Genomic DNA, 15,497 nt, shown 5'->3' with positions numbered 1-15,497 from the left:
TGCGGGCCGTCCGCCGACGAGATCGCCGTTGTTGCGGGCTTCCGGCCGCGGAACCCCGCAACGACGGCGATCTCGACGGGCGCAGGCACAGGCGGGACGGGCACGGGCGGGCGCGTACGGTTCGTTGCGGACGCGGACGCGGACGCGGACGCGGACGCGGATGTGCACGCGGACGCGGATGCGCTGCGGGGGGCTGGGGCCGAGGCGGAGGTGAGGGTGTGAGCGGGATGCAGGTCACGACGCTGCTGCGCGCCGTCCGCGGCCGGGTCGTCCCCGCGCCGCCCGCGACCGCGCCGGACGCCGCGTCGGACCCCGTGCCGGTGCCCCGGCCGGCGCTGCCCGACCCGCTGCGCCCCGTCCTGGCGGCGCTCGACGCGGGTGCGCGCCGGCAGGTGCTCGCCCCGCTGGACGTGCCGGCCGGCCGGACCGTGCGGTGGGGCACCGCGGCCGCGCGCCAGGTGGACGGCACGACGTGCGGCGCCGCCGTGCTCGGGATGCTGGCGGCCGCGGGCGACCCCGTCCTGGCGACGTGGCTGGTGACGGGCGAGCTGTGCGCGCCCGTCCCGCCCGAGCTCGCGGGCCTCGACCTGCCCGCGCCCCCGTCGCCGCACGACCCGGACGCCCCGGACTGGTTCCGGTCGCCGGGCGGGGCCGTCGTGCACGGCGCGGCGACGCCCGGGCAGGCGTCCGCCCAGCGGTGGGGCCTGCTCCAGGCGGCCCTGCACCGGCGCAGCACGCGGCGGGCCGTCCTGGGCGTGCTGCCCTGGCCGCGGTCGCTCGGCACGCCGCCGTGGGGCGCGGCCCGGGTCGCGCGGTTCCCCGGTGCGACCTACCGCTCGGTGCTCGTGGACGACACGCGCCCGGACGAGGTGGACGACCTGCTGGTGCGCGTGGACGCCGCGCTGGACCGGGGCGTGCCGGTGCCGCTCTACGCGGGCGGCGACACGTCCGGCGGCCTCGGGGCCGCGCTGCCGCGCCACGTCGTCCTCGCGGTCGCGCGCACCGGCGAGAGCTACCGGGTGTACGAGCCCGGGGCGGGCCGGGTGCTGGGCGTGACCCGCGCGACGCTGCGGTCGCCGTCCGGCCCCGTCGCCGCCCTCGGCCACTGGAGCCACCTGGCCTGGGCGCTGCTGCCGGTGCCCCGGCGGGCCTGACCCGCGCTGCCCTGGCGGTCCCGCGCGCGGCGGGTCACGATGGAGGCGTACAGCAGCCGACGTCAGGAGGCGCCATGAGCACCGTGCCCGGAGACCGGACCTGGCGGGACGCCGGACTCGTCGAGCCCGCGCTGACCGACCTGCCCGAGGTCGAGCCCGACGACGACCGCGACGCGCGCGACGGCGCGTACGACCCCGACGAACCCCGCCCGGACCTGGCCGGCGAGGCCGACCCCGCCGACGTCGCCGAGCAGGTCACGCCCGTCCCCGACGACGACTCGGAGGAGTACCCGGCCTGACCCGCGCGGACCGCTCCCGGGCGGTCGGCCGGCGGGCGCCCGGCAGCCCCCGGGCGATGCGACGGTCCGCATCGTGGACCAGTACGGTGGGCGCATGACCGCGACCCTCGAGCAGATCGTCGCGCTGCCGAAGGTGCTGCTGCACGACCACCTCGACGGCGGCGTGCGCGCGGCCACGGTCGTCGAGCTCGCCGCCGAGGCCGGGCACGCGCTGCCGACCACGGACGCGGACGAGCTCGCGGCCTGGTTCCACGCGCAGGCCGGGTCGGGGAGCCTCGAGGCGTACCTGGCGACGTTCGCGCACACGGCGGGCGTCATGCAGACCGCCGACGCGCTGCGACGGGTCGCGCGGGAGGCGGTGCTCGACCTCGCCGCCGACGGCGTGGTGTACGCCGAGGAGCGGTTCGCGCCGGAGCTGCACCAGGCCCGCGGGCTCTCGCTGCAGCACGCGGTCGACGCCGTCCGCGAGGGCCTCGCCGAGGGGGAGGCCCAGGCGGCGGCGCAGGGGCGGACCATCCGCACCGGCCTGCTGCTGTGCGCGATGCGGGACTCGGACCGCGCGGACGAGGTCGCGGCGCTCGCCCTGGCGAACCGGGACCGCGGTGTGGTCGGCTTCGACGTCGCGGGGCCGGAGGACGGGTACCCCGCGAGTGCGATGGGGGCGGCGTTCGCGCAGCTGCGGGCCGCGCGGTTCCCGGTGACCGTGCACGCCGGCGAGGCCGCCGGCCGCGACTCCCTGGACGGCGCGGTGGACGTGGGGGCGCTGCGGCTCGGCCACGGCATCCGCCTGCTCGACGACGTCCGCGCCGACGGCGAGGGCGGCCTGCGGCTCGGCCGGCTCGCGCACTGGGTCCGGGACCGGCGCATCGCTCTGGAGGTCTGCCCGACGTCGAACGTCCAGACCGGCGGTGCGGCGTCCTACGCCGACCACCCCGTGACGACGCTGCTCCGGCTGGGCTTCGCGGTCACCGTGAACACGGACAACCGCCTGCAGTCCCGCACCACGCTGAGCCGGGAGCTGCACCTGCTCGTCTCCGAGGCCGGCTGGACGCCGGACGACCTGCGCGCGGTCACGGTCACCGCCGCGCGGCACGCGTTCCTCCACGAGGACGAGCGCACCGACCTCGTCGACCGGGTGATCCTGCCCGGCCACGCACCCACCGCACCAGGAAGGCACCGCGCATGAGCGCCTCGTTGGACGCCGCAGGACTGGCGAAGTTCGTCGACCACACGCTGCTGAAGCCGGAAGCGACGCGCGCAGACGTCGAGGCGCTGATCGCCGAGGGCGTCGAGCTCGGCGTCTACTCCGTGTGCGTCTCCCCGTCGTTCCTGCCGCTGGACGCCCGCGGGCTCAAGGTCGCGACCGTCTGCGGCTTCCCGTCGGGCAAGCACCACAGCGACGTCAAGGCCGCCGAGGCCGCCCGCTCCGTCGCCGACGGCGCCGACGAGGTCGACATGGTCATCGACGTGGGTGCCGCGAAGGAGGGCCGGTTCGCCGACGTGCAGGCCGACGTCGCCGCCGTGCGTGCCGCCGCGCCCGCGCCGACCGTGCTCAAGGTCATCATCGAGTCCGCCGCGCTGACGGACCACGAGATCGTCGAGGTGTGCCGTGCCGCCGAGGCCGCGGGCGCCGACTTCGTCAAGACCTCCACCGGGTTCCACCCCGCCGGCGGCGCGTCCGTGCACGCCGTCGAGATCATGGCGGCCACCGTCGGCGGCCGGCTGGGCGTCAAGGCGTCGGGCGGCATCCGGACGACGGCCGACGCGCTCGCGATGGTCGAGGCCGGCGCCACCCGCCTGGGCCTGTCGGGCACCGCGGCGGTGCTCGGCGGGTTCGAGGCGGACGGCGGGTACTGACCTCCTGACGCCCCGCCGCCGGTCCCGGGGGCCGGCGGCGGTGCCGGGCCCGGCCCGGCGTCAGTGCGGCGGGCGCAGGTCGGCGAACGCCGTGTCCGCCGTGCAGCCGAGCTCCCCGGGCAGCAGGTACACCGACGGGACGTCGACGTCCCGGACCTCGCCCTGGAACCGCCCCACGAGCACGCAGTCGTGGGCGTCGCCGGTCGCGACGGCCACGGACGTGCCCTCGACGTGGGCCGTGACCACCGCGAGCGGCGTCACGTCGTTGTCGTGCGGCTCGAGCAGGGCGGTGACCTCCGCGACGATCTCGTCCTCCGACGGCGGGTCCTCCGGCAGGGCCTGCAGCACCGACCACACCGCCTCCTCGGCGTTCGCGGCGATCTCCGGACGCTCCGACGGCGGCGCGGGGACCTCCTCGAGCGTGTCGGGGCAGTCGGCGCCGCGGATGTCCTGGGCGCCCCAGTGGTCGAACATGACCCGGTAGCAGTACGGCCCCGGGTCCTGCTCGCGGTCCGAGTCCCAGTAGCCCTCGGCCCGGCGCGTGTCGCTCACGGTCAGCCCGAACGTGATCCACCCGATCGGCTCGCCGCCGTTCCGCGCGGACGCGTCGCCCTCCTCGACGTCCAGCATCATGATCGGGCCCTGCTCGGTGGCGGCCTCCGCGCGCCGGGCGAACTCCACGATGTCCGGGGCGTAGCTCTCGAAGGCCAGGTCGTCGAGCAGGGACTGCACGGCGTGGCTCGCGACCTCCTCGCCGAGGTCCGTCGGGGACGAGCACGCGGCCAGACCCACGACGAGCGCCGCGGCGGCGGTCAGGCCGAGGGCGGCGCGGCGGGCCGGGGTCGGGTGCACGGGCGTCACCGTAGCGGCCCGGTGGTGCCGGCCGGGCGGGTTCCGCGGTGCGTGCCCGCACGTCACCCGCCTGCCCGGCGTCCCGTGCCGTGCCCGCCGCGGGGCTCAGAGACCCAGCGCCGCCGCCACGTCCGCGCGCACCGCGTCGAGCCGCTGCCGCGCCGCCGCACGGGCCGCGCCGACCGTCTCCGGGGAGGCGTGCTCCTCGACCGGCACGACGACCTCGAGGTAGCACTTCACCTTCGGCTCGGTGCCCGACGGCCGCACGACCACGCGGGTGTCGTCCTGGGTGAGCAGGCGGATCCCGTCGGTCGGAGGCAGCCCGCCGCGGTCCGCCTCGGAGCCGGCCGCGAGGTCCACGACGGACATCACGGGCGAGCCGGCGAGCACGACGGGCGGGTGCTCGCGGAGCCGCTGCATGGTCTCCGGGATCTGCGACAGGTCCGTGAACCGGGCCGACAGCTGGTCGGTGAGGTGCAGCCCGTGGCGGCGCGCGAGGTCGTCGAGCACGTCGACCGGGGTGCGTCCCTCGACCTTCAGGCGCGCGGCGAGCCCGGCGAGCGTGAGCGCGGCGGAGATGCCGTCCTTGTCGCGGACGTGCGGGGGGTCGACGCAGTAGCCGAGCGCCTCCTCGTAGCCGAACACCAGGCCGTCGACGCGCGAGATCCACTTGAACCCGGTGAGCGTCTGGGCGTGGCGCAGGCCGGCGTGCGCGGCGATCCGGGCGAGCAGCCGGGAGGACACGATCGAGTTCGCCAGCACCGGCGCGTCGGGCGCGACCTGCGTGGCGCCGGGCGTGCCGAACCGCTCCGCGGCGACGGTGCCGAGCAGCGCGCCCGTCTCGTCGCCGTGCAGCATCCGCCAGCCGTCGGCGGCGGCGGCCTCGGGCCCGGCGTGGGTGCGCAGCCGGTCGTCGACGACGGCGGCGCCGCACCGGTCGGCGTCGGGGTCGAGCGCGATCACCAGGTCCGCCCGGACCTCCGCCGCGAGCGCCACGGCGAGGTCGATCGCGCCCGGCTCCTCGGGGTTCGGGAACGCGACGGTCGGGAAGTCGGGGTCGGGCTCCGCCTGCTCGTTGACCACGTGGACGTCGGTGAAGCCGGCCTCCGCGAGGACGCGCCGCGCGGTGGCGCCGCCCACGCCGTGCATCGGGGTCAGCACGACGCGCAGGCCCGCCGCCGCGGCGCGCGCCTCCTCCGACACGTCCGCGAGCCGCAGCACCTGGGCCACGTACGCGTCCGCGACCTCGGGGCCGGCGACCGCCCAGCCGTCGCGGGCGCGCGGGACGGCGGCCACGGACGGCACCCGGGCGATCTCCGCCGCGATCGCGCCGTCCACCGGCGGGACGATCTGCGCTCCCTGGCCGGAGTCCGTCACCACGCGGCCGCCGAGGTACACCTTGTAGCCGTTGTCCTGCGGGGGGTTGTGGCTCGCGGTGACCATGACGCCCGCGTCCGCGCCGAGGTGGCGGACGGCGAACGCCAGGACGGGCGTGGGGAGCCGCGGCGGCAGCATGACGACGTCGACGCCCACGGCCGTGAGCACCGCCGCGGTGTCGCGCGCGAAGTCCTCGGAGCCGTGCCGGGCGTCGTGGCCGACGACGACCTTCGGCGCCGGCGTGGCGCCCTCGAGCTCGCCGAGCAGGTACGCGCCGAGCCCGGACGCCGCCCGGATGACCACGGCGCGGTTCATGCGGTGCGGACCGCCGCCGATCGCGCCCCGCAGGCCCGCGGTGCCGAACTGGAGCAGCCCCTGGAACCGGTCCGCGAGGTCCTCACGGGCGTCCCGCACGTCGACCGCGGCGTGCCGCTGCTCGGGCGTCACCGTCCCGTCGACGTCCGGCAGCTCCGCCTCGGCGCGGGCCAGGAGGCGGGTCAGCTCGTCGGCGGTCGACGGGTCGGGGTCGTCGGCGATCCACGCGCGCACCTGCTCCGCCAGGGCCGGCCAGCCGTCGGTGGTCGGGTCCGTGGGCTGCTGCTCGGTCATGGCGGGTCCTGCTCCTCGGTCGGGGTGGGTGGTCGTGGGCGGCGGCGGTGTCAGATGCGGCCGACGACGTCCGCGAGCAGCCGGCTGATGCGGGGGCCGGCGGCGCGGCCGGCCTCGAGCACCTCCTCGTGCGACAGCGGCTCGTCTCCGACGCCCGCCGCGAGGTTGGTCACGAGGGAGACGCCGAGCACCTCCATGCCGACGTGCCGCGCGGCGATGGCCTCGATGGTGGTGGACATGCCCACCAGGCTGCCGCCCATCACGCCGGCCATCGCGACCTCGGCCGGGGTCTCGTAGTGCGGGCCGCGGAACTGCACGTACACGCCCTCGTCGAGCGTCGGGTCCACGGTGCGCGCGACGTCCCGCAGGCGCGCGGAGTACAGGTCCGTCAGGTCGACGAACGTCGCGCCCTCCAGCGGGGAGACGGTCGTGAGGTTGATGTGGTCCTTGATGAGCACGGGGGTGCCGGGCGCCCACGACGGGTCGAGGCCGCCGCAGCCGTTGGTCAGGACGATGGTCGAGCAGCCCGCGGCGGCGGCCGTCCGCACGCCGTGCACCACGCGGCGCACGCCCTTGCCCTCGTACAGGTGGGTGCGCGAGCCGAGCACGAGCGCGTGCCTGCCCGTCGCCGCGACGCGGATCGAGCGGATCGTGCCGACGTGGCCCACGACGGCCGGCGCGGCGAAGCCCGGGACCTCGGGCGCGGGGATCTCCGCGACCGTCTCGCCCAGCAGGTCGGCGGCGCCGCCCCAGCCCGAGCCGAGCACCAGCGCGACGTCGTGCCGCTCGACGCCGGTCTCGCGGGCGAGGAACGCCGCGGCGTCGGCGGCGACGGCCAGCGGGTCGGTGGTGGGGTCGTCGAGGCGGGCGTCGTCGGCCATGCGGGGTGCTCCTCCTGGGGCGGGTGCTGCGGACGTGCGGCACGGGTCCCCGCGCGGGCGCAGCGCGGGTCTGCGGGTGCTCCGACCGGGGCCGGACGCACCCGCCGAGCCTACCGGCGTCGTGCCCCGCGCAGCCCGGCGGCGGCGACGCCGAGACGGCGCGATCCACCGGCTGGGCACCGTGCCGCGGGGTGCCGGGCCGCAGCCCGCGCACCGGACGCCGCGCGGGTCGCGCGCGTCCGGCGGGCGCAGGGGTCAAGATGGTCGGCGTGACGCAGCCGACCCCCACGCCCGCGCCCGCCCCCGCCGACCCGGCCACGCCCGCCCCGCAGCGCGGTCCCGAGCAGCCGCGCGACGACCGCCGGCCGGCCCCGCGCGTCGTCGTGGTGGGCGGCGGCCCCGGCGGCTACGAGGCGGCGCTGGTCGCCCGCCGGCTCGGGGCGGACGTGACGGTGGTGGAGCGTGCGGGCCTGGGCGGTGCGGCCGTGCTCACCGACGTGGTGCCGTCCAAGACCCTCATCGCCACGGCGGAGTGGATGACGATCGCCGAGCGGGCACCGGACCTGGGCATCCGGCTGGACATCCCGGCGTCCCCGGGCGACGACGAGGTGCCGGGGACGGCGGCGGACGGGGGCCGCAGGCGGCGGCACAGCGTCGACATGGCGGCCGTGAACGCCCGCGTGCGCGAGCTGGCACTGGCGCAGTCCCGGGACATCCGCACGCGCATGGAGCGCGAGGGCGTGCACGTGCAGATCGGTCACGGCCGGCTGGACGGCCCGGAGCGGGTGGTCGTCACCGGGGACGACGGCGAGCGGACGCTCGACGCCGACGTGGTGCTGCTCGCCACCGGGGCGACCCCGCGGACGCTGCCGGACGCCCAGCCGGACGGCGAGCGGATCCTCACGTGGACGCAGCTGTACCACCTGGCCGAGCTGCCGGAGCGGCTGGTCGTGGTCGGTTCGGGCGTGACGGGCGCGGAGTTCGCGGGCGCCTACGTCTCGCTGGGGTCGCAGGTCGTGCTGGTCTCGAGCCGCGACCGCGTGCTGCCGGGGGAGGACGCCGACGCCGCGACGATGCTCGAGGACGTGTTCCGCGCCCGCGGCATGGAGGTCGTGGCGCGCTCGCGGGCGCAGGCCGCGCGGCGCACCGCCGACGGCGTCGTGGTCACGCTGGCGGACGGCCGCGAGATCGAGGGCTCGCACGTGCTGCTCGCGGTCGGGTCGATCCCCAGCACCGACGGGCTCGGGCTGGCGGAGTCGGGCGTGCGGACCACGCCGTCCGGGTACATCGAGGTCGACCGGGTCTCCCGGACGTCGGCGCGCGGGGTCTACGCCGCCGGCGACGTGACGGGCGTGCTGCCGCTGGCGTCCGTCGCCGCGATGCAGGGCCGGATCGCCATGTCGCACGCGCTCGGCGACGCGGTCGCGCCGCTGCAGGTGCGCGGCGTCGCGGCGAACATCTTCACGGCCCCCGAGATCGCGACCGTCGGCCTCAGCGAGCGCGCCCTCGTCGAGCGGGACGCGCACTTCGTCACGCACACGCTGCCGCTGGCCCGGAACCCGCGGGCGAAGATGCTCGGCGTCCGGGACGGCTTCGTGAAGCTCTTCGCGCACTCGACGGCCGGGACGGTGCTCGGCGGCGTCGTGGTGGCGCCGCGCGCGTCGGAGCTGATCTTCCCGATCACGCTCGCGGTGTCGCACAGCCTGACGGTCGACGACGTCGCGAGCGCGTTCACGGTCTACCCGTCGCTGTCCGGCAGCATCGCCGAGGTCGCCCGGGTGCTGCACCACACGGAGTAGCGGGTCAGCCGCCGACGCGCACCACCGCGACCACGGGCAGGTGGTCCGAGGACTCGTCGGACAGCACCCGCGCGTCGTCGAACACCACCCCGCCGCGGCCGAGCAGCCAGTCGATCCGGACGTCGGGGTCGTCGCTCGGGTGGGTGAGCGCGCCCGGGTCGCCCGCGGTGTCGAGCGCGCCGGCCCAGCCCGCGTCCGTGAGCGCCGCGACCTCGGGGGAGCCCGGGCCGGCGTTCAGGTCGCCGCCGAGCACGGAAGGCCCGTCGTCGGGCAGGGCGCGCTCCAGGGCGGCGAGCTGATCGAGCCGGGTGGGGGTGTTCCCGTCCCGGTGCTGGAGGTGGACGGACGTGACCCGCACGGGCGTCCCGTCGGGCCCGTCGACCAGCGCGGTGAGCGCCGAGCGCTGCTGCGGCCCGGCGCCGAACGGCAGCCGCACCACCGCGACGTCGCGCAGCGGCTCGCGGGACAGCAGGACGTTGCCGAACTGCTGGTCGGCCGCCGGCGCGAAGGCCACGTGCATGCCCAGCCGGTGCCCGAGCCACGTGGCCATGTCCGTGCCGCCGCCGAGCACCCAGCCGCGCGCGACCTCCTGGAGCATCACGACGTCGGGCGCCTCGGACTCGATCGTGCGGGCGATCTGCTCCAGGTCGACGGCCGTGTCCGCGGCGACGCCGTAGTGCAGGTTCCAGTCGAGGACCACCATCGTGCCGGCCTCCCGGTCCACCGCGACCGCCGTCGACGTGCCCGCGGCGGACGCCCACCAGCCGACCAGCAGCAGCACCACCGACGGCAGCACGAGGAACCGCAGCGCGTTGGCCCGCAGCGGTGGGGCGCTCTCCCGGACCGAGGTCTCCTCGGGGGTGCGCCAGCGCAGGCCGCCCGCGCCGACCAGGGCGGCCGCGAGGACCACGACCCACGCGTTGTCGACCCCGAGCGGGACGTCGTAGTCGAGCAGGTAGACGAGCAGCGTCGCGACCAGTCCCACCCCGACGGTCGTGGTGGCCAGTGCGGTGCGCGGCACCCCGGGCGGCGCGGGCCGGCGGGTGCTGAGGGCTGCCGCGAGGACGACCCCGGCGGCGGCCTCGGCGAGCACGACCGCGACCAGGGCGACCGGCCCGGTGACGAGCATCGCCACGGCCGTCGCGACAGGCAGCAGCACCGCGGCGCAGACCCGCACCGCGGGGACGAGGACCCGCGGGACCAGCAGCACCCACACGGTCGCCGCGGCGGCGAGGACGGTCGCGGTCCCCGCGCCCAGCAGCGGCACACCGGACTGCGAGGCGGCGAACGCCGGGTTGGCCACCACCATGACCACCAGGGCCAGCGCGGGGCCGAGCACCCACGTGCGGCGCGGACGGCCCGCCGCGGTCCAGCCGCGCCCGACCACGGCCAGCGCGACCGTGAGCCCCACGAGGACGACCGCCACGACGGACCCCACCACACCACCGCGCCACAGGGGGTCCCAGGTGCCGAGCGTGAGCTGGAGCGCGGCGGACAGCCCGGTGCCGAGCGTCAACCCGAGCGCGGCCTGCCGCCCGCCGGTGGGCCGCCCCGCGACCAGGGTGGCCGTCAGGACGAGAGCCGCGACGGCGAGCGCCGCGGTGACCAGGCCGGCGCCGAACCGTGCGACGTCGTGCACGGCCTGCGTGACGAGGCGGGCTGCACCCGTGGCGGCCACCACGGCCAGCACCGTGGCGCCCGAGGCGGTCCCGGGGCCGCGGCGGCCGGTGGCCAGCAGCGCGACGGCCGCGACCAGCCCCGCACCGAGGAACGTCACCAGGGCGGTCACCGCCACGGTGGTCGTGCCGACCGCGAAGGCCCGGTCCAGGACCGGCCCGGACGCCCGCACGACGTCGACGGCCAGCACGGTCACGAGCGCGAGCAGGGTGACGCGGGTCGTGACGCCGGCGTCCGGGGGCACCGGTCCGGCGGGGGCGGGCGGGCGCGCGGGGGAGGGGGCGCTCATCCCGCCAACCTAGAGCGCAGCGGCGCTGCGCCGCGAACCGCGGCGAGCGGCTGGACGGCGCGCGGGGCGTCGCAGGGCGTCACGGGGCGTCACGGGGCGTCACGGGGTGGCGCAGGTGGCCGGCGCGGCCCGGCGTCAGGCTCCGCGGGCCACCTCGTCCGGCAGGGAGGCGCGCAGCACCGGCCACGCGTCCGCGAACGCGGGCAGCAGCGGTCGCCGCTCGACGTCGTCGAGCGCCACCCAGGCGATCTCGAGGCTCTCGTCGTCCGTCGGCCGGGCGTCGACCGGGCCGGACGTCACCGCGACCACCGTCGTGTACGACCAGTCGCCGTGGTCGAGCACGTGCTCGCCCAGCACGCGGACCGACGACGGCTCGATCCCCGCCTCCTCCTGCGCCTCCCGCAGCGCGGCCTCCACGGCGGTCTCGTCGGGGTGCCGCGCGCCTCCGGGCAGCCCCCACGTCCCGCCCTGGTCGCTCCACAGGGCGCGGTGCTGCAGCACGACGGCCGCGGGCTGCGACCCCGAGGCCGGGCGGACCAGGAGCAGACCGGCGGCGCCGGCGAGCCCCCAGTGCCGGCGGCCGCAGCGGCAGTCCACCCAGCCGTCGCCCGGGTGCCGGGGGCGGGGGGACGTCACGTGGGCGGCCTCAGCCGACGATCTCGCAGATGGCGGACCCCGCGGCGACCATGCCCCCGACGCCCGCGGCGAGCGACGTGACGGTGCCGGACCGGTGCGCCACCAGCGGCTGCTCCATCTTCATCGCCTCGAGCACCACGACCAGGTCGCCCTCGGCCACCGTGTCGCCCTCGCCGACCGCGACCTTGACGATCGTGCCCTGCATCGGGGAGGTCAGCGTGGTGCCGGACGCCGCGACGCTGCGGGCGCCGTTGCGGCGGGGGGCGGCGCGCCGGGGACCGGCGGCCGGGCGGCCGCGCCCGGCCCGGAGCGCGAGCGCCGCGGGCAGCACGACCTCCAGGCGCTTGCCGCCGACCTCGACGACCACGCGCTCGAGCTCGGTGGGCGCCTCGTCCTCGTCGGCGCCCGCGGAGGTCACGGCGGGCGCCCCCGTGAGCGACGGCAGCCGGTCGGCGAACTCCGTCTCGATCCACCGGGTGTGCACCGCGAACGGCTGCTCCGGGTCCGTCGGGACGAACGCCGGGTCCGCCATCACCGCGCGGTGGAACGGCACGACTGTCGGGATGCCGGCGATCTCCAGCTCGGCGAGCGCACGCCGCGCCCGCTCGGCCGCCTGCTGCCGCGTCGCGCCCGTGACGACGAGCTTGGCGATCATCGAGTCGAACGCGCCGGAGACCGTGTCGCCCTCGACGACGCCGGAGTCGACGCGGACGCCCGGGCCGGCGGGGAACCGGAGCGTGGAGATCCGGCCCGGGGCGGGCAGGAACCCGGCGGCCGGGTCCTCGCCGTTCAGCCGGAACTCGAACGAGTGGCCGCGGGTCTCGACCTGGGTGTAGCCCAGCGGCTCGCCGTCGGCGATCCGGAGCTGCTCGCGCACAAGGTCGATGCCGCTGATCTCCTCGGAGACCGGGTGCTCGACCTGCAGGCGGGTGTTCACCTCGAGGAACGAGATCGTGCCGTCGGCGGCCACCAGGAACTCGCAGGTGCCGGCGCCGACGTACCCGGCCTCCCGCAGGATCGCGACCGAGGCGTCGACGAGCTGCGCGCGCTGCGCGTCCGAGAGGAACGGCGCCGGGGCCTCCTCGACGAGCTTCTGGTGCCGGCGCTGCAGCGAGCAGTCGCGCGTCGACACGACGACGACCGTGCCGTGCTCGTCGGCGAGGCACTGGGTCTCGACGTGGCGCGGGCGGTCGAGGTAGCGCTCCACGAAGCACTCGCCGCGGCCGAACGCCGCGGTCGCCTCGCGCACCGCGGAGTCGTACAGCTCGTCGATCTCGTCCTCGGAGCGCGCCACCTTCAGGCCGCGGCCGCCGCCGCCGAACGCCGCCTTGATCGCCACCGGCAGGCCGTGCTCGGCGACGAACGCGTGCACCTCGGCGGCGCCGGAGACCGGGTCCGGGGTGCCGGCGACGAGCGGGGCGCCCGCCCGCTGCGCGATGTGCCGGGCGCTGACCTTGTCACCGAGCTCGCGGATCGCGGCCGGCGGCGGGCCGACCCACGTGAGGCCCGCGTCGATGACGGCCTGCGCGAACTCGGCGTTCTCGGAGAGGAACCCGTACCCCGGGTGCACGGCGTCCGCGCCCGAGCGGCGGGCCACGTCGAGCAGCTTCGCGATGTCGAGGTACGTCTCCGCCGCGCGGGCGCCGTCCAGGGCGTACGCCTCGTCCGCGACGCGCACGTGCAGCGCCTCGCGGTCGGGGTCCGCGTAGACGGCGACGGAGCCGATGCCGGCGTCCCGGCAGGCGCGGGCGATGCGGACGGCGATCTCGCCGCGGTTGGCGACGAGGACCTTCGAGATGCGGGGCACGGCTCACGGTAACGCGGGGGGTGGGCGGGGATCACGTCCTGGCGGAGGTGCGTCCCCAAGACTGCGGAACCGCCCACCTGGCGCCGCCCGCGTTTGGAGGTTCCGTCAACGCCCCCGGGCCCCCGGGTGCCGCACCCCGCACACCCTTGTCCGGAGCGGACAAACCCCCACCCCGCCACCCCGTGCGCCCCCCACCGTCCCGTCACCCTGTCACCCGCCGACCCGCCACCCTGGCGACCCGCCACCCCGGCGCCCCCCGTGACGCCTGTGGCCGCCGCTGCCCCACCGCTACCCCCGTTCGGAGGCTCCCAACGTGCTCGGAGGTGGGCGCGCGTCATCGTGGTGGTCCGCGGAGCACCACGACGACCCGTCGGAGCCTCCGAACGGGCAGAGCGCGTGCCGGTGGGTGTGCGCCGGTGCGCCGGCGTGCCGGGGTTCGGGTCGGCGGCGGGGGCGTTCGGAGGCTCCCACCGTGCTCGGAGGTGGGCGCGCGGGATCGTGGTGGTCCGCGGAGCACCACGACGACCCGTCGGAGCCTCCGAACGGGCAGAGCGCGTACAGGTGGGTGTGGGGTGTCGCGCCGGTGCGCCGGCGCACCGGGGTCGGTGGAGGTCGCGGCGTTCGGAGGCTCCCACCGTGCTCGGAGGTGGGCGCGCGGGATCGTGGTGGTCCGCGGAGCACCACGACGACCTGTCGGAGCCTCCGACGGGGTTCAGGTGGGGTGGGGCTGGGGCGGGTCAGTGCCAGAGGGTGGGGAGCGGGACGGCGCGGGCGGCCAGGAGGTGGCGGAGGAGGGGTAGGCTCAGGCCGACGACCCCGTGGTGGTCGCCCTCGATGCGCTCGACGAACGGGCCGCCGAGGCCGTCGATGGTGAAGGCGCCCGCGACGTGGAGCGGCTCGCCGGTGGCGACGTAGGCGGCGATCTCCGCGTCCGTCACGTCCGCGAAGTGGACGACGGTGGTGGACGTCCCGCCCGACTCCGCCTCCGGCTCGGGCCCGGTCGAGGCGCCCGCGGCAGCGCTCTGCCGCGCGTCCACCAGCCAGTGCCCGGTGTGCAGCAGCCCCGCGCGCCCGCGCATCGCGCGCCACCGGGCGGTGGCCTCGGCGGCGTCGGCAGGCTTGCCGAGCACCTCGCCGTCCAGCTCCAGCATGGAGTCGCACCCCAGCACGAGCGCCCCGGGGTGGGCCGGCGCGACGTCACGGGCCTTCGCGCGCGCGAGCAGCAGCACGGCCTCGGCCGGCGCGACGGGGCCGGCCGCGGCCAGCACGGCGGGCTCGTCGACGGCGGACACCGCCACGGTGGGCTCGATGCCGGCGGCGCGGAGCGTCGCCAGCCGGGCGGGGGAGGCGGAGGCCAGCACGAGGGTGGTCACCGGGCGAGCGTACGGCCGGGCCGGGGACGTACGTCCTCCCGTGCGCAGCGACGGCGTGCCGATGATGTCCGGGGAACTCCCAGGAGGGGATGCGACGATGACAGGCGTGACCGAGGACAGCGACCTGGCCACGCGCCCCGTGGGCGCCGCCGCCGACCCGATCGACCTGCTCGACCGCGACCCCGTGGACGACGACCCCGACTCCCCGGAGCGCGTCGCGTGGCGCCGCCGGACCGCGATCGAGATGGTCGTGTCCGGCGTCATCGGGTTGTTCACGTCGTTCGTGCTGTCGATCGAGGCGTGGCGGCTCGCCCTCGACCCGTCCGCGACGTTCAGCTGCGACGTGAGCTCGGTGATCTCGTGCAGCACCGTGGCGCTCTCCCCGCAGGCGGAGGTGCTGGGCTTCCCGAACGCGTTCCTCGGCATCGCGTTCGAGTCCGTGGTGATCGCGATCTCCGTGGCCGGCATCGCCGGGGTGCGGTTCCCGCGGTGGTACATGCTCGGCACGCAGGCGCTGTACACGGTGGCCCTGGTGTTCGCGTGGTGGCTGTTCCTGCAGTCGTACTTCGTCATCAAGGCGCTGTGCCCCTGGTGCCTGCTCATCACCGTGACGACGACGCTGGTGTGGGCCGGCCTGACCCGGTGGAACGTCCGCGACGGGCACCTGCGGCTGCCGGGCCGCGCCGGGCCGTGGGCGCGCCGGTTCGTGGCGACCGGGACCGACTGGTACGTGACGGCCGCCGTGATCGTGCTGTTCGTCGCGGCGATCCTGCTCCGGTACGGCCCCACGCTGCTGGCGGCCTGAACCCCGTCCGCTCGACGCACGAGGCCCCCCGGACCAGCAGGTCCGGGGGGCCTCGCGACGTCCCGGCGCCGTGCCGGGGCGC

At 77.1% G+C, this 15,497-nt stretch carries 13 protein-coding genes; 6 read left to right on the top strand and 7 right to left on the bottom strand.

What is annotated here, in order from left to right; translation table 11 throughout:
- Positions 1 to 218: 218 nt before the first annotated feature.
- The 4 genes from P9841_RS05705 (at position 219) to deoC (ending at position 3,310) form a co-directional block, all read left to right on the top strand.
- Positions 219 to 1,154, top strand: a complete 936-nt coding sequence (locus tag P9841_RS05705; protein WP_283321089.1) for a hypothetical protein — start codon at positions 219 to 221, stop codon at positions 1,152 to 1,154.
- A 74-nt stretch (positions 1,155 to 1,228) separates the two neighbouring features.
- On the top strand, positions 1,229 to 1,453 hold the full coding sequence (locus P9841_RS05700; RefSeq protein ID WP_222171627.1) for a hypothetical protein: 225 nt from the start codon (positions 1,229 to 1,231) through the stop codon (positions 1,451 to 1,453).
- Between the two features lie 94 nt (positions 1,454 to 1,547).
- The gene (locus P9841_RS05695; protein WP_283321088.1) at positions 1,548 to 2,639 is read left to right on the top strand and encodes an adenosine deaminase; all 1,092 of its coding nucleotides are present in this window, start codon (positions 1,548 to 1,550) and stop codon (positions 2,637 to 2,639) included.
- A complete protein-coding gene (gene deoC / locus P9841_RS05690) occupies positions 2,636 to 3,310 on the top strand; it encodes a deoxyribose-phosphate aldolase (protein WP_283321087.1) in 675 nt (224 codons plus the stop codon). Before P9841_RS05695 ends, deoC begins: the two co-directional genes overlap by 4 nt.
- Before the next feature lie 60 nt (positions 3,311 to 3,370).
- On the opposite strand, the gene P9841_RS05685 is transcribed toward deoC, so the two are convergent.
- The 3 genes from P9841_RS05685 to P9841_RS05675 all read right to left on the bottom strand — a co-directional run bounded on the left by P9841_RS05685 (position 3,371) and on the right by P9841_RS05675 (position 7,029).
- Positions 3,371 to 4,162, bottom strand: coding sequence for a hypothetical protein (locus tag P9841_RS05685; protein WP_283321086.1), 792 nt, complete (start codon positions 4,160 to 4,162; stop codon positions 3,371 to 3,373).
- 105 nt (positions 4,163 to 4,267) lie between these two features.
- Entirely contained in the window at positions 4,268 to 6,148 is a 1,881-nt protein-coding gene (locus P9841_RS05680) for a phospho-sugar mutase (RefSeq protein WP_283321085.1), read from the bottom strand.
- Between the two features lie 50 nt (positions 6,149 to 6,198).
- Positions 6,199 to 7,029 (bottom strand): purine-nucleoside phosphorylase, encoded by an 831-nt coding sequence (locus P9841_RS05675; RefSeq protein ID WP_283321083.1) that lies wholly within the window; start codon positions 7,027 to 7,029, stop codon positions 6,199 to 6,201.
- Positions 7,030 to 7,412: 383 nt separating this feature from the next.
- Here P9841_RS05675 and P9841_RS05670 point away from each other — a divergent pair, with 383 nt between their 5' ends.
- The gene (locus P9841_RS05670) at positions 7,413 to 8,828 is read left to right on the top strand and encodes an NAD(P)H-quinone dehydrogenase (protein WP_283321868.1); all 1,416 of its coding nucleotides are present in this window, start codon (positions 7,413 to 7,415) and stop codon (positions 8,826 to 8,828) included.
- A gap of 4 nt (positions 8,829 to 8,832) precedes the next feature.
- Here P9841_RS05670 and P9841_RS05665 read toward each other — a convergent pair whose 3' ends face one another.
- From P9841_RS05665 to P9841_RS05650, 4 genes are all read right to left on the bottom strand, one after another.
- Positions 8,833 to 10,794, bottom strand: coding sequence for an endonuclease/exonuclease/phosphatase family protein (locus tag P9841_RS05665; protein ID WP_283321082.1), 1,962 nt, complete (start codon positions 10,792 to 10,794; stop codon positions 8,833 to 8,835).
- A 135-nt stretch (positions 10,795 to 10,929) separates the two neighbouring features.
- A complete protein-coding gene (locus tag P9841_RS05660) occupies positions 10,930 to 11,430 on the bottom strand; it encodes an NUDIX domain-containing protein (protein WP_283321081.1) in 501 nt (166 codons plus the stop codon).
- 10 nt (positions 11,431 to 11,440) lie between these two features.
- On the bottom strand, positions 11,441 to 13,237 hold the full coding sequence (locus tag P9841_RS05655) for an acetyl/propionyl/methylcrotonyl-CoA carboxylase subunit alpha (protein WP_283321080.1): 1,797 nt from the start codon (positions 13,235 to 13,237) through the stop codon (positions 11,441 to 11,443).
- 737 nt (positions 13,238 to 13,974) lie between these two features.
- Positions 13,975 to 14,610, bottom strand: coding sequence for a Maf family protein (locus P9841_RS05650; protein ID WP_283321079.1), 636 nt, complete (start codon positions 14,608 to 14,610; stop codon positions 13,975 to 13,977).
- 97 nt (positions 14,611 to 14,707) lie between these two features.
- Between P9841_RS05650 and P9841_RS05645 the strand changes: the two genes are divergently transcribed.
- Positions 14,708 to 15,415 carry a vitamin K epoxide reductase family protein gene (locus P9841_RS05645; RefSeq protein ID WP_502848543.1) on the top strand — a complete coding sequence of 236 codons (708 nt, stop codon included), beginning with the start codon at positions 14,708 to 14,710 and terminating at the stop codon, positions 15,413 to 15,415.
- Positions 15,416 to 15,497 lie beyond the last annotated feature (82 nt).

It is taken from the genome of Cellulomonas sp. ES6 (genome assembly GCF_030053835.1).
In the GTDB taxonomy this organism is placed as follows: Bacteria; Actinomycetota; Actinomycetes; order Actinomycetales; family Cellulomonadaceae; genus Cellulomonas.
This window is presented reverse-complemented; position numbering and strand designations above follow the sequence as displayed.

Coding starts and splice junctions, on each gene's coding strand:
- P9841_RS05700 (WP_222171627.1), top strand. CDS start 1,229: ATGAGCACCGTGCCCGGAGACCGGACCTGGCGGGACGCCGGACTCGTC.
- P9841_RS05695 (WP_283321088.1), top strand. CDS start 1,548: ATGACCGCGACCCTCGAGCAGATCGTCGCGCTGCCGAAGGTGCTGCTG.
- deoC (WP_283321087.1), top strand. CDS start 2,636: ATGAGCGCCTCGTTGGACGCCGCAGGACTGGCGAAGTTCGTCGACCAC.
- P9841_RS05680 (WP_283321085.1), bottom strand. CDS start 6,148: ATGACCGAGCAGCAGCCCACGGACCCGACCACCGACGGCTGGCCGGCC.
- P9841_RS05675 (WP_283321083.1), bottom strand. CDS start 7,029: ATGGCCGACGACGCCCGCCTCGACGACCCCACCACCGACCCGCTGGCC.
- P9841_RS05665 (WP_283321082.1), bottom strand. CDS start 10,794: ATGAGCGCCCCCTCCCCCGCGCGCCCGCCCGCCCCCGCCGGACCGGTG.
- P9841_RS05645 (WP_502848543.1), top strand. CDS start 14,708: ATGACAGGCGTGACCGAGGACAGCGACCTGGCCACGCGCCCCGTGGGC.